This window comes from Streptomyces vulcanius, assembly GCF_042653945.1.
GTDB lineage: Bacteria > Actinomycetota > Actinomycetes > Streptomycetales > Streptomycetaceae > Streptomyces > Streptomyces mangrovi.
Window position 1 is genome coordinate 51,738 of record NZ_JBHSFK010000017.1, and the last position, 13,607, is coordinate 65,344.

Consider the following 13,607-nt stretch of genomic DNA (forward strand, 5'->3'; position numbering starts at 1 on the left):
CGCAACTTCCGTTTTTTGTCGGACCCGTTGACGCTCCGCCGTCCCCCTTCTAGCGTCTGGTCGATCATCCGCACACCGTTCGCAATACCGAACGCCTTGAACGGCCTGTATCGAACACCCCTTTGTGGACCGGAGGAGCAGCACATGGCACCGCCCCTCAGCAGACGGACCCTTCTCCAGAGCGCGATCCTGGCCGCCGCCGTGCCGGGGGCCGGCGCGGCGACGGCACCGAAGGCCCTCGCGGCCACGCTGCCGCCGCCGGCCTCCTGGACGCTGCTGCCCTTCCCGCTCAGGGACGTCGCGCTCGGCTCCGGAATCTTCGCCGACAAGCGGAAGTTGATGCTCGACCACGCCCGCGGCTACGACGTGAACAGGCTGCTCCAGGTCTTCCGGGCCAACGCCGGGCTCGCCACGCTCGGCGCGGTCGCGCCCGGCGGCTGGGAGGGCCTCGACGGCGAGGCCAACGGCAATCTGCGCGGCCACTACACCGGCCACTTCCTCACCATGCTCTCCCAGGCGTACGCGTCCACCGGGGAGCAGGTGTTCGCGGACCGGATCGCCACGATGGTCGGCGCGCTCACCGAGGTCCGCGCCGCGCTGCGGCAGGATCCGGCCGTGCTGAGCGTCGCGGGGAGGTCCGGGACGGCCGTGGAGAACGTCCGGGGCTCGTACCAGTACGTCGACCTGCCCGCCGGAGTCCTCGGCGGCGCCTCGGCCGTCACCCTGGCCGCCTGGGTGAGGCCCACCCACGACGGCAACTGGGCCCGTGTCTTCGACTTCGGCAACGACACCAGCCGGTATCTGTACCTGACCGCCCGCAACGCGAGCGGGGTGCCCCGGTTCGCGATCACCACCGGCGGGGCGGGCGCCGAGCAGGGGCTCAACGGCACGGCCGCGCTGCCGCTGAACCAGTGGAGCCACCTCGCGGTGACGATCGCGGGCGGCACCGGCACCCTGTACGTCAACGGCACGGCCGTGGCCGGCAACACCGCCATGTCCCTCACCCCGGCCGCGCTCGGCACCCTCGCCAACAACTGGCTCGGCCGGTCCAACTACGCCTCCGATCCCGTCTTCGCGGGCGCCTTCGACGGGTTCGACGTGTGGTCACGGGCGCTGGGCGCCGCCGAGGTCGCGGCGCTGCAGAGCACCCGGACGACGGGTGACCTCGTCTCGTACTCCTTCAGCGAGACCTCGGCGTCCACGCTCGCCGACGCCTCGGGGCGCGGTCTGACCGCCACCCTGCGCCGCACCTGGGGCGGGCCCAGTCACCCCGGGTTCCTGGCGGCCTACCCGGAGACCCAGTTCATCCTGCTGGAGTCGATGACCGGCAGCGACTACACCAAGGTGTGGGCGCCCTACTACACCGCGCACAAGATCCTGCGGGGCCTGCTGGACGCCTATCTCGCCACCGACGACGACCGCGCCCTCGACCTGGCCTCGGGGATGGGCGACTGGATGTACTCCCGGCTGTCGAAGCTGCCCGCGGCGACGCTCCAGCGGATGTGGGGCCTGTTCTCCAGCGGCGAGTTCGGCGGCATCGTCGAGGCGGTCTGCGACCTCCACGCGATCGGCGGCAAGGCCGAACACCTCGCGCTGGCCCGTCTGTTCGACCTCAACTCGCTGATCGACGCCTGCGCCGCGAACACCGACGTCCTCGACGGGCTGCACGCCAACCAGCACATCCCGATCTTCACCGGATACCTGCGCCTGTACGACGCGACCGGCGAGGAGCGCTACCTGAACGCCGCCCGGAACTTCTGGGACATGGTCGTACCGCACCGCATGTACGGCATCGGCGGCACCAGCACGGCCGAGTTCTGGAGGGCCCGGGACGTGATCGCGGGCACGATCGGCACGGCCACCGCCGAGACGTGCTGCGCCTACAACATGCTGAAGCTGAGCCGGACGCTGTATTTCCACGAGCAGGACCCGGCCTACCTGGACTACTACGAACGGGCCCTGTTCAACCAGGTGTTGGGCTCCAGGCAGGACACCGCCGACGCGGAGAAGCCGCTCGTCACGTACTTCATCGGGCTCACCCCCGGCCATGTGCGCGACTACACGCCCAAGCAGGGCACCACCTGCTGCGAGGGCACCGGCATGGAGAGCGCCACCAAGTACCAGGACTCGGTGTACTTCAAGGCGGCCGACGGAGGTTCGCTGCACGTGAACCTCTTCAGCGCGTCCACGCTGACCTGGTCCGAGAAGGGGGTCACGGTCACCCAGACCACCGACTTCCCGCGCGAGCAGGGCACCACGCTCACGGTGCGGGGGCGTACCGGCGCCTTCGCGCTCAGGCTGCGGGTGCCGGCCTGGGCGACGGCCGGGTTCCGGGTGACGGTCAACGGGCGGGCGGTGGGCGGGACTCCGACGCCGGGGAGTTACTTCACGGTCTCCCGGACCTGGCGGGAAGGGGACGTCGTCCGGGTGGCCATGCCGTTCCGGCTGCGGGTCGAGAAGACGCTCGACGACCCGTCCCTGCAGACCCTGTTCCACGGCCCGGTCAACCTCGTCGGCCGCAACTCCGCGACCTCGTACCTGGAGTTCGGGCTCTACCGCAACGCGGCCCTCTCCGGCGATCTGCTGCCCTCCTTCACGCCGGTGAGCGGCAAGCCGTTGCACTTCACGCTCGACGGCACGGAGTTCGCGCCCTTCTTCGAGGGCACCGAGGATCCGACGCACGCGTATGTGCGGCGCGTGGAGCCCCGGGTGGTGTTCGGGAACAGTGACTCCGGCGTGGCCAACCCCGCGAAGGCGGACGGGACGACGTTGCTCGACGAGGTGTGGGCGGGCGCGCCGTTCGCCTCGAAGACGGCGCTCGTCGCGCGCGTGCGGACCGTGGTGGACGCGTGGGTGGCGGCGGGGCTGCTCGGACAGGCGGACGGGGTGACGGTGGTGAGCACGGCGCGCGGGGCGACGTACGTGCCCTGAAATTCCTACGACCGGCGGCGGGGCTTGCCGCCGCCGGTTCCCCGGCGGGCGCCGCCGGCCTTCCCGCCGCCGCCCTTACCGCCACTGCTCGCGGCGCTCTTGCGCGGCTTGCGCTCGCCCTTGCGTTCCGCCGCCGGAGGCTGCTGCTGGGCACGGCCCCGGGTGCTGTTGACCGTGCGGCCCCGGACGATGCCGATGAAGTCCTCGACCAGGTCGGTGGTCGCGCCCTCGGGCCAGGACAGGGCCACTCCGGACTGGGGGGCGTCGACGACCGTGCGGTAGGTGAGGTCACGGCGGTGGTGGAGGCGGGCCAGGGACTGCGGGACGACCAGGACGCCGATGTCCGCAGCGACCAGTTCGATGGCGTCGGCCGTGGTGGCCGGGCGCTCGAAGGCGGGCTCGCCGGGCGGCTGCTCCCAGCCGAGGACGTCGTCGAGGGGGTGGATGACCACCTCGTCGGCGAGGTCGTCCAGGGTGATCTCCTCGGCCGCGGTGATCACATGGTCCTTGGGGACCACGACGACGGTCGCCTCGGTGTAGAGGGGGATCGCGCTGAACGCCGTACGGTCGACCGGGAGGCGTACGAGGGCCGCGTCGGCGGCGCCGTCGCGCAGGACCTCGAGGGCCTCGGCGGGGGTCACCTGGAGGAGGGCGAGAGGGGTGCCGGGCAGGCGCTCCTCCCAGATCCGCACCCACTTGGCGGGGGTCACTCCGGGGACGTACGCGAGCCGGAACGAGGGGGTGTCCGCCGAGTCGGTCATCATGCCAGGCTACCGGCTGTGGTCGGACCATTCGTCCACGGCCGATAGTCTGGGCCGCATGAAGTCGCAGCAGACCACCCAGACGATGAAGCCCGCCACGGCGGCGAAGAAGCTGGGTGTGTACCTTCCCGCCACGCCCGCCGAGTTCCAGGAGGGTGTCGTCTCGCGCGCCGAGCTGAACGAGCTCCAGGCGAACCCGCCCGAGTGGCTGCGGGTGCTGCGCGAGACCGGCCCGCACCCCCGTCCGGTGGTCGCGGCGAAGCTGGGTGTGTCCATCGCGGGTCTGGCCCGTGGCGGGGTCACGGAGGCGCTGACCACCGAGCAGATCCAGGAGCTCAAGGACGCCCGGCCCGAGTGGCTGGAGAAGGAGCGCGCCACGCAGGCCGAGGTCCGCAAGGAGGCCGAGCGGATCAAGAAGCGTGACGCGGAGCGCGCGGCCGCCGAGGACGACTGAGCCCGGTCAGCGGCGGGGCGCGAGGATGCTGAGGGCGTTCGCGCAGACGACCGCCGTGATCGCCGACCAGTCGACGAGCCCGAGTTCCTGGCCGAGCGCGATCCGGCCGACCAGCGCGGCGAGGACCGGGTTGACGCTCATGAACAGGCCGAACGCGGCCGGGGGCACATGCCGCAGGGTGACCAGGTCGGCGAGGTAGGGCACGGCGGAGGACAGCACCCCGGCGACGACGGCGTACCCGACGGCCTCGGCGGTCGGCGGATGCCGCAGGACCAGGACCGCGCCGACCGGCAGGAACGCCAGCGCGGAGACGGTCGCCGCCGCCGCTGAGCCCTGGGCGCCGGGTATGCGCCGGCCTACGGTGCGGTTGAGCAGGATGTACGACGCCCAGCACACCGCGGCCAGGAGGCCCAGGCCCATCCCGAGGTAGTCGGTGGAGGGCTGGGGGCGCATCAGGGTGACGGCGCCCGCGGTGGCGATCACCGCGCAGCAGGCGTCGATCCGGCGCCGGGCGGCGGCCAGGGCGAGGGCCAGCGGGCCGAGGAACTCCAGGGTGACGGCGAGGCCGAGCCCGACGCGGTCGATGGCCGTGTACAGGGAGAGGTTCATCGTCCCGAAGACCAGGGCCAGCAGCAGGACCGGTACCCACTGGTGCCGGGTGAAGGACCTCAGGCGCGGCCGGGCGACGGCGACCAGGACGGCGGCGGCCACGTACTGGCGCACCGCGACCACGCCCGCGGGGCCGAGCACGGGGAAGGCCAGGGAGCCGATCGCGGCGCCGGTCTGGTTGGACAGACCGCTGCCCGCCATGGTGGCGATGCCGAGGGCGTGCGGTGCGGGGACCACGGTGGTTGCGGGAGCTGCGGACATACCCGGATGGTCCGCCGGTCACGGCCTTGCGCAAAATGCATGCGTGGGAGGATCTATACGCTGGTGTCATGGATGGTGCGGGCGTGGAGCTACGACAGCTGCGGTGCCTCGTGGCGATCATCGACGAGGGCGGTTTCACCGATGCCGCCGCCGTGCTCGGAGTGTCCCAGGCGGCGGTCTCCCGCACCCTCGCCTCACTCGAACGGGCCCTGGGCGTAAGGCTGTTGCGGCGCACCTCGCGGGTGGTGGCACCGACCGCGACCGGGCTGCGGGTGGCCGCGCACGCGCGTCGGGTGCTCGGCGAGGTGGACGCGCTGGTGCGCGAGGCCGCCTCCGGGCACACCCGGCTGCGGATCGGCTACGCCTGGTCGGCGCTGGGCCGGCACACCCTCGCCTTCCAGCGGCAGTGGGCGGCCCGGCGTCCGGAGACCGTGCTTCAGCTGGTCCGCGTCAACTCCGCGAGCGCGGGGCTGGCCGAGGGCGCCTGCGACATGGCGGTGGTGCGCAGGCCGCCGGCGGACCGGCGGTTCGACTCGGCGATCGTCGGCCTGGAGCGGCGGCTGTGCGCCCTGGCCGCCGACGATCCGCTGGCCCGGCGGCGCTCGGTGCGGCTCGCCGACCTCAGCGGACGCACCCTGCTGATCGACCGCCGTACCGGCACCACCACGCCCGAGCTGTGGCCGCCGGACGCCCGCCCGGCCACGGAGGACACACATGACGTCGACGACTGGCTGACGGTGATCGCCACCGGCCGCGGGGTCGGCATGACCGCCGAGTCGACCGCCAACCAGTATCCGCGGCCCGGTGTCGTCTACCGTCCGGTGCGCGACGCGGAGCCCGTCGCGGTCCGTCTCGCGTGGTGGCGCGACGACCCGCACCCCGCGACACAGGCCGTGGTGGAGCTGCTCACGGAGCTGTACCGGACACCGTGACCCCCCGGGAGTCGCCCGGGGCCGTCGGTTTGACTACGATCTGGGCAGGTTCACCGAAGTGGGTGTTTCGAGGTTGCTGGGGGTTGGGATGGTTGCTGGTCGTGTGGTGCGCTTCGACAGCCAGCGCGGATACGGGTTCATCGCGCCCGACGACGGCGGGGAGGATGTCTTCCTGCACGTCAACGACATGCTGATGCCGGAGTCGCAGGTGCGGCGGGGCATCGTCGTGGAGTTCGAGATCGAGGACGGCGAGCGCGGCCCGAAGGCGTCCGGCGTGCGGCTCGCGCGGGGCGCGGACGGAAAGCCGCTCGCGGCCGACGACGACGTGCTGTGCGATGTGCTCAGCACGGAGGAGTTCGTCCGGGACGTCACGGAGGCCCTGCTGACGGCGGCGCCCTCGCTCACCGGGGAGCAGATCGTCCAGGTGCGCGCCGGGCTCTCGCAGTTCGCGAAGAACCACGGCTGGGTCGAGGGCTGAGACGCCCCCGCTCCAGCGACGGGGCCCCGGCCGGACACCGGCCGGGGCCCCGTTGTCAGTAGCTGGATCTAGAGTTCCCAGCACTTGATCGCTGCGGGTGCGGGAGGCTCGAATGGGGTGGGTGTCGGCAGGCGACTACGAGGTCGCCCTCGACGACGGCAAGGTGGTGTGCCGCAACGCGGCAGGACGGAAGTTGAAGTCCGTACCGCCGAAAATCGCTGACGATCCGGCGGTGGTGGGCCTGCGTCAGCTCACCGAATGGCTGGAACGGCACGAGCGGCAGTGCCTGACCGACGTGGAGCGGTGGATGGTGCGCTCGCTGCCGGTGCCGTTCGCGGTCGTCGCCCGGGTGTGGCCGGATCCGGCCTGGCGGGCCGCCCTGCGCGACCTGGTGGTCACCGGGGCCGACGGCGAGGTGGCCGGATTCCTGCGGGACGCCGACCCGGAGCGCGGCCTCGGTCTGGTCGACCTCGACGGCGACACCGTGCGCATCACCCCGGACCTGGTCCGGCTGCCGCACCCCGTGCTGCTGGCCGACCTGGAGGAGCTGCGGGAGTTCGCCGTCGAGCTGGGGGTGGAGCAGCGCGCCCAGCAGTTGTTCCGCGAGGTGTGGCACCGGCCCGCCGTGCTGGACGCCGAGGGCACCTCGGTCGAGGAGTACGCGGGCGGCGCCTTCAAGGAGCAGCGGTTCCTGCACGGCCGCGTGACCCAGCTCGGGTATCGCGTGCGCGGCGGCAACGCGGTGCTCTCCGTCCTGGAGGACGGCCGCACCGTCGAGGCCCGGGTGTGGGTCGGCGACTACGAGAGCTACGAGGAGACCGAGACCGGCCCCCTGGTGTTCACCGACTCCGCGGGCCGGGTGCTGAAGCTCGGTCAGGTCGGCCCGGTGGCCTGGTCGGAGGGCATGCGCATGGCGGCGGCGCTGTACGCCGGACGCGACATCGAGGACGAGGAGCGGGCGGCATGAGGGCCTACGACGAGAACACCGCCGGCGCGCTGCTCGACGCGGGCGCGGTCCTGCCCCCGGGCGGCCCGGCCCGCGAGGACGCCGACACGCTCACCGTCCGCACGTACGGCCATCCGGCGCTGGACGACCGGCGGATCGTCCGGCTGGTGCCGGGCACCCTCGGGGAGGCCGAGGATCTCGCGCTGGACTTCCTGGGGCTGGCCCGGGAGCCGGAGACGCCCGAGGTCGGGCAGGTGCGCCGGGTGACGCTCGGATTCCCCGCCTGGGCGCTGGTCAACGACCCGGCGAACGGCCACCACGCGCTGGCGCTGGTGAAGGACGTCGAGCGGCTCGCGCGGCAGGCCAAGTCCCGCCCCGGCCACGCCAAGGACGGCTTCGAGGAACTCGGCACCCGGCTCGGCCGCGCGGTGCCGCACTTCCTGCCCACGTTCTACGAGCAGGCCGCGCGGGTCTTCCTCCAGCACGAGAACACGACGTACGCCGCCGCGTTCTTCGGCAAGGCCCGGGAGGCCGAGCGGGTGCACGCCCTGAAGGTGGACGAGGAGCGGCAGCGTGCCGTGTTCCTGGAGTTCGCCTTCGCCGGCGCGCTGACCGTCAAGGCGCTCAAGGAGCACGTCAGGGCGCTCGCCGGGCGGCTCAGCCCCGCCGAGGCATGGGCGCAGTTCCGGCAGCTGATCGTGGAGCGGTGCGCGGCCGGGATGCCGCCGTACGCCTCGCTGCCGCAGGACGCGCGCGGGCTGATCAAGGCGTCGGGGCTCGACCGGGTCACCGAGGAGTGCGCGCTGGTCGCCGACCTGCTCGCCTCGCCCGCCGCGGTCCGGGCGCCCGCGTCCTTCTGGAACTCCTACCGGGCCACGCTCGTCGTGCTCGCCGAGCGGCGGCCGGAGGTGCGCGGACGGCTGCTGGAGATCATGCCGGCCGGTCTGGGCCGGTCCGTCGATGACGACGAGTTCTGGCTGGCGCTGCTGGCGGAGTGCGGGGCGGACCTGCTGCTCACCGGCGAGTCCGAGGCGTCCGGGGACGTCGACCCCGTGGACTGGCTCGGCCGCTGGGCCCAGCACCGCAAGCACGGCGGCACCTCGAGCGACCGCTCCCCGGCCACCCTCGCGCTCGTGGCGAGGATGGCACCCCGGCTGCGGGACGGGGGCCGTCCCGTCGACATCGTCTCGGGCCGCTGGCACGCGGGCGCGGACCTCGACCTGCTGGACCTGTGCGTGGCGGAGGGCGTGCCCCTGACGCTGCCGGGCTCCGACGAGATCGTTCACCTGTCCCTGGACCGCTGGCTGCGCGAGACCCTGCCGGGCCGCCGCGACCTGACGGCGACGGCGGCCGACCCGCGGCTGCGGCGCCTGCTCTACGTCGCCGTCGGCGCCATAGGCGGCTACAACCGCGCGAGCGACCAGCACGCGGACCTGGCCGCCCACCCCGTGCTCGGTGACGTCCTGCGCGACTGGCTTCAGGACGCGGCCGGGGAGCTGACCGCCGCCGCCGGTCTGCCCGCCGCGCGTGCCGCACTCGAACGGCTGCGGCCCTTCCGTGGGGTGGCCGCCGAGGTCGCCCCCGCCGCCGTGGCCCTGATCGCCGCGCACCGGGCCGCGCCCCTGCTCGGGCACACCCTGCGCGCCGGCGTCCTCGACGAGCTGGGCTGGCCCGCGCTCGACGAGGCGGTCCGCCGGATAGAGGCCGAGACCAAGCCCCAGCGCGACCACGACAACACGATGACCGTCGAAGAGGCCTGGCCCGCGCTGATCGTCTCCCGTGCGCACAAGGTGTTCGTCGTGGGCCCGGACGAGATCCTGCTGGAACACGAGCTGCGGCTGCCCGTCGAGCTGGACCGCTGGAACCGTCCGTCGTTCCGCTTCACCGACGGCGAGCTGCTGGTGATGTGGCGTCAGGACGGCAAGCAGTTCGGCTACTGGTCGGCCCGCCCGGCCGACGTGTTCGCCCTCGGCGGCGAGCAGATCCCCCAGTACTGGTACGGCGCCCAGGACGCCGGTGACCCTTCCGTCCCGCTGCCCGGCGGCGGCCGGGTCACGGGCGGGCGCACCCTGCACGCCGGCGACACCGTCCTGCCGCCCCGCCGCCCGATCCTGGGCGACGGCACCTCGTACTGGCGTCAGGGCAGGCAGGGCCGGCAGCAGGTGTGGCTGGAGTACGACCCCGCGACCGGTACACACGAGCGTGCCTCGCTGCCCGCGTTCCTGCGCACCGGAATCCGGGAGGACGCCACCCTGCTCCAGCAGCACTGCCAGGTGCTGCCGCTCCAGCCCGGCCTGGAGCGGAGCCCGTTCGGCACCGACGGCACCGTCCTGGGCCGCTGGGTGCGCAAGGAGGGCGAGGGTGCCGAGGCCCGCACGGTCGCCGGCACACCGGACGGCCGGAGCGTCGCCCTGACCGCGTCGGACGGGGGCGTTCCGCTCGGCGCGCTGCGGCTGCCCGGCGGCGCCGAGCCGGTCGTCGTCCTCTCCGGCAGGCAGGTCGCCCTGTACGCGGGGAGCGACACCTCCGCCGCCGGGGAACTGGGCCGGGTGTCGCCGATGGCGGCAGGCGGCGAGTTCGCCTCCGGTACCCGGTTCGTGCCGCCGGTGGAGTTCTGGCACGCGCTGCGTCCACGCGACGAGAAGGCGTCCGCCGTCCTGCGCGCGCTGACCGACGAGCGGGCGGCCGAGGTACTGGACGCCTGCGCCCTGGCGCTGACGGAACGGCAGGCGAAACTGGCGGCGGCCGGCGCGGTCGACGGCACCTCCGCGGCCCGGGATGTCGTCCCGAGCGCGGACGAGGTGCTGCGGGAGGTCGTCTCCCGTGCCCTGCCCGGGCTGGGCGGGACCCCGCTCGTCGCCGGTGTGGCGGCGCTGGTGCGGGCGGTGCTGCGGCTCGCGGAGTCGACGGCCGCGTATGTGGCGCCCCCGGTCGAGCGGCCGAAGGTGGCGACCCGGCGCGTCGAGGGCATGTTCGCCGACTACAGCCCCGAGCACGGCGACGACGAGACACTGCGCGAGGCCGTGAAGGGCCTCACCGGTCTGCAGGGCTGGTGGGGCAGCCAGCTGCGCTGGAACGCGCTGCGCCAGATCCGCGCCGTGAACCACGTGCTGTCCGCCGGGCCCGCCGACGGCAAGCCGCTGCCCGAGACGCTGCGGCGCACGGGAGCCGCCGAGGGCTGGAACAGCGACGAGTTCACCGTGCCGGGCATCAACGTGGTGTGGCCGCCCGTCCTGGACGTCCTGCGCCCGCTCGCCTACCGCGCCGCCTCCCCGGCCACCACCGAGGCGCACCGCGAGGCGCTGCTCCTGCTGTTCGAGGCGATCACGGAGGGACCGCTGGCCACCGGGGCCGGGTCGGTGCGCACGGTCGTGCTGAGCGAGCCGCACGAGAAGCAGGAGCGCGCAGGGCAGGTGCTGCGCCGGGACGGCCGTACCGTCGTCGTCCTGGGCTGCCAGAACCTCGACCGGCAGGTCGAGCGGGTGCAGTGGCTCGCCCTGGACCACGATCCGGCCGGGACGTTCGGCGCGGTCGCGCACTTCACGCTGGAGCGGGAGACCGCGCACCCGCCGGTGTTCCCCGCCGCCGCGCTGACCGCCGTCGCCGGGCTCGTCCGGGACAAGGGCCCGGCGCCCTGGCAGCAGGAGGCGGTCGCCGCGCTCGGCGCCGCCACGGGTGGTGGGCTGGGGCCCGTGCAGGCGGCGCTGCTGCTGGCCGGGAAGCCGTCGCAGCTCACCGACGAGGTGATCGCGGCGACCGGTCTGAAGCCACGCCAGAAGGAGCTCGGCGACGCCCTGCTGGCCTCGCTGGAGCCCGGCAACTGGCAGCCGATGATCGGCGATCTGCTGCCCGAGAACCCGGCCGACCTGTGGACGACCGGACCCGACACAGAAGCGGTCGGGCGGACCTGGCGGCGACTCCTGGAGGGTGTCGTGCGGCTGTCCGAGGACCTCGCCGCCGAGCTCTCGCTCGCGGGGCTGCCCACCGGCGCCGCCGAGGAGGTCCTCAACCCGGGGCGCACCTCCTGGATCGCCCGCACCACGGTCCAGCGGAACGACAAGGACGGCAACCTGGCCGCGGAGGACCCGCAGGCCCTGCCCGGCCGCAACGCCCTGACACACGCCGTGACCGCCCTGGCCGGGCTCGCCTACGCGCTGCCTTACGGCCACCCGCTGCGGGCCGCGCTGCCGGCGAGCCTGGCCGCGGTGCGCCGCCGGGTCGCCGACCCCGGGCTGCTGCTCGACCTGGACGTCGCGTGGGCGGCGAAGGGCGGCGCGAGCGCCGTCGAACTGCGCAAGGCGTACGGTATGCCCGCCGAGGGCGGCGCGGGGGCGGACGGCATGACACACGCGGGCGAGGCGCTGGTGCTGCGCCCCTGGTATTCGGGACAGGAGACCGTGCTGGTCCGGCCCGGCGCGCTCGCCGGCCCCGACGACCCGGTGTTCGGGCTCGTCGAGGGGATCGTCGGACAGGGGCGCGGCCACGGCATGGCGGCCCTGCGGACCCTCCTCGGCGAGGAACTCGCCCGCGCCGTCGCGGCCGGCCACGATCCCGAGGGGCCCTCGGGGTACGCGCAGGACCCGACCGTCGGGGTGCCCGGGCTGGTCGCCGAGGTCGCCGACGCGCGCGGGCTCGGCGAGGACGCGGCGGCGCTGTATCTCATGCTGCTCGCGCTCCCCGACCCCACGGACCGCAACTGCGCCCGCTGGACCGGCTGGAAGCCCGCCCGGATGAAGAAGGCCCGTGCCGAGCTCGCGGCGACCGACCTGGTCGTCGAGGCCAAGCGGGCACGCGCCGGGCGCACCCTCTTCCTGCCGTGCGGCTGGCTGGACCTGACGTCCCCCGCGCTGCCGGTGGAGCTCTGGAAGGAGAGCCTCTACCCGGTCCACGGCTACGCCCGGGCCGTCCCGCTGGGGCCGGTGCCCGAGCTGTTCACGCGCGCGTGGGACCGCGTCCGCGCCGGTGACGCCCCGGCGTACGAGGAACTCACCACCCGTGCCACCCGCAAGGGCCGCCGCCGATGACCACCGTCCCACCGCACCTGGAAGACACCGCACCGATGACCCTCACCGCCCCCGCTCCGGACTCCACTCGGCAGATAGTCCCGCCCGAGGACCGGTACGCGACCGAACTGGCCTTCCTCGCCGCCCATGACGACGGCCCGCGTCCGCCCGCGTGGCGGCTCACCCCGCGCGCGGTCGTCACCTTCGTGATGGGCAGCGACGGCCGCGCGCTGAAGCTGCCCGACGACGCCGCGGCGCCCGAGGGGGTGCCGCGCAGGCTGGTGGTCGAGGGCAAGTTCGTCGGCGACCGGGCGCTGGTCGAGCGGTGTGTCGTCACGCTCGCCGGGGAGCGCGGTCTGCTGCTCGTCGGCGAGCCCGGCACCGCCAAGTCCATGCTGTCCGAGCTGCTGTCGGCGGCCGTGTGCGGCACCAGCGGGCTGGTCGTGCAGGGCACCGCCGGTACGACCGAGGACCAGCTCAAGTACGGCTGGAACTACGCCCTGTTGCTGGCGCAGGGGCCCAGCCGGCAGGCGCTGGTGCCCTCGCCCGTGCTGGCCGCCATGCGGCGGGGCGGGATCGCCCGGGTCGAGGAGGTCACCCGCTGTCTGCCAGAAGTGCAGGACTCGCTGGTGTCACTGCTGTCCGAGCGGCGCATCGCGGTGCCCGAACTGACCGGCACGGACGACGCGTTGGCGCACGCGGCGCCCGGTTTCAGCCTGATCGCCACCGCCAACCTCCGGGACAAGGGCGTCTCCGAGATGTCCGCGGCCCTCAAGCGCCGCTTCAACTTCGAGACGGTCGGCCCGATTCCGGACCTCGACGCGGAGACCGCGCTGGTGCGCAGCCAGGCGCGGGCCTCCGTGGAGCGGGCCGGGGCGCCCTTCCAGGTCGACGACGCCGTCCTGGAGGCCCTGGTCACCGCCTTCCGCGATCTGCGGGAGGGCCGGTCGGCGGAGGGGTGGGAGGTGGAGCGGCCGTCCACGGTGATGAGTACGGCGGAAGCGGTGTCCGTGGCGGGTGCGCTGGCACTGGCGGCGGCGTACTTCCCGGGGGACCGTGATGTGCTCGGGCTGCTGCCGGGGCATCTGCTCGGTGTGGTCCGCAAGGACGACCCGGCCGACGCGGCCCGGCTGCGCGGCTACTGGGACGGTCCCGTGCGGCGCCGCGCCGAACAGGGCTCCGCCACCTGGCGCACCCTGTGGGACCTGCGTACGGTCCTGGAGGGCTGAGGG

The 13,607-nt window shown here is 73.7% G+C and carries 9 protein-coding genes; 7 read left to right on the forward strand and 2 right to left on the reverse strand.

Going from position 1 to position 13,607, the window contains the following annotated elements:
* Nucleotides 1-144 precede the first annotated feature (144 nt).
* Nucleotides 145-2,931 carry a beta-L-arabinofuranosidase domain-containing protein gene (locus ACFPIH_RS25440; RefSeq protein WP_381167139.1) on the forward strand — a complete coding sequence of 929 codons (2,787 nt, stop codon included), beginning with the start codon at nt 145-147 and terminating at the stop codon, nt 2,929-2,931.
* A 5-nt stretch (nt 2,932-2,936) separates the two neighbouring features.
* Here the strand turns inward: ACFPIH_RS25440 and ACFPIH_RS25445 are convergent, their stop codons facing one another.
* Complete coding sequence (locus tag ACFPIH_RS25445; RefSeq protein ID WP_381167141.1) at nt 2,937-3,692, reverse strand: LysR family substrate-binding domain-containing protein; 756 nt, start codon at nt 3,690-3,692, stop codon at nt 2,937-2,939.
* Nucleotides 3,693-3,750: 58 nt separating this feature from the next.
* Between ACFPIH_RS25445 and ACFPIH_RS25450 the strand changes: the two genes are divergently transcribed.
* Nucleotides 3,751-4,146 (forward strand): DUF5997 family protein, encoded by a 396-nt coding sequence (locus tag ACFPIH_RS25450; protein ID WP_381167143.1) that lies wholly within the window; start codon nt 3,751-3,753, stop codon nt 4,144-4,146.
* Nucleotides 4,147-4,152: 6 nt separating this feature from the next.
* Here ACFPIH_RS25450 and ACFPIH_RS25455 read toward each other — a convergent pair whose 3' ends face one another.
* The gene (locus ACFPIH_RS25455) at nt 4,153-5,016 is read right to left on the reverse strand and encodes an EamA family transporter (protein WP_381167144.1); all 864 of its coding nucleotides are present in this window, start codon (nt 5,014-5,016) and stop codon (nt 4,153-4,155) included.
* A 68-nt stretch (nt 5,017-5,084) separates the two neighbouring features.
* On the opposite strand from ACFPIH_RS25455, the gene ACFPIH_RS25460 reads away from it, so the two are divergent.
* The 5 genes from ACFPIH_RS25460 to ACFPIH_RS25480 all read left to right on the forward strand — a co-directional run bounded on the left by ACFPIH_RS25460 (nt 5,085) and on the right by ACFPIH_RS25480 (nt 13,604).
* Nucleotides 5,085-5,948, forward strand: a complete 864-nt coding sequence (locus tag ACFPIH_RS25460; protein WP_381167146.1) for a LysR family transcriptional regulator — start codon at nt 5,085-5,087, stop codon at nt 5,946-5,948.
* A gap of 88 nt (nt 5,949-6,036) precedes the next feature.
* Nucleotides 6,037-6,426: a cold-shock protein gene (locus ACFPIH_RS25465; protein ID WP_381167148.1), complete on the forward strand. Its 390-nt coding sequence runs from the start codon at nt 6,037-6,039 to the stop codon at nt 6,424-6,426.
* A 112-nt stretch (nt 6,427-6,538) separates the two neighbouring features.
* Nucleotides 6,539-7,393, forward strand: a complete 855-nt coding sequence (locus ACFPIH_RS25470) for a DUF4132 domain-containing protein (RefSeq protein ID WP_381167150.1) — start codon at nt 6,539-6,541, stop codon at nt 7,391-7,393.
* Nucleotides 7,390-12,396 carry a hypothetical protein gene (locus ACFPIH_RS25475; RefSeq protein ID WP_381167152.1) on the forward strand — a complete coding sequence of 1,669 codons (5,007 nt, stop codon included), beginning with the start codon at nt 7,390-7,392 and terminating at the stop codon, nt 12,394-12,396. Before ACFPIH_RS25470 ends, ACFPIH_RS25475 begins: the two co-directional genes overlap by 4 nt.
* Nucleotides 12,397-12,431: 35 nt before the next feature.
* Nucleotides 12,432-13,604 carry an ATP-binding protein gene (locus ACFPIH_RS25480; protein WP_381167532.1) on the forward strand — a complete coding sequence of 391 codons (1,173 nt, stop codon included), beginning with the start codon at nt 12,432-12,434 and terminating at the stop codon, nt 13,602-13,604.
* Nucleotides 13,605-13,607: the final 3 nt, after the last annotated feature.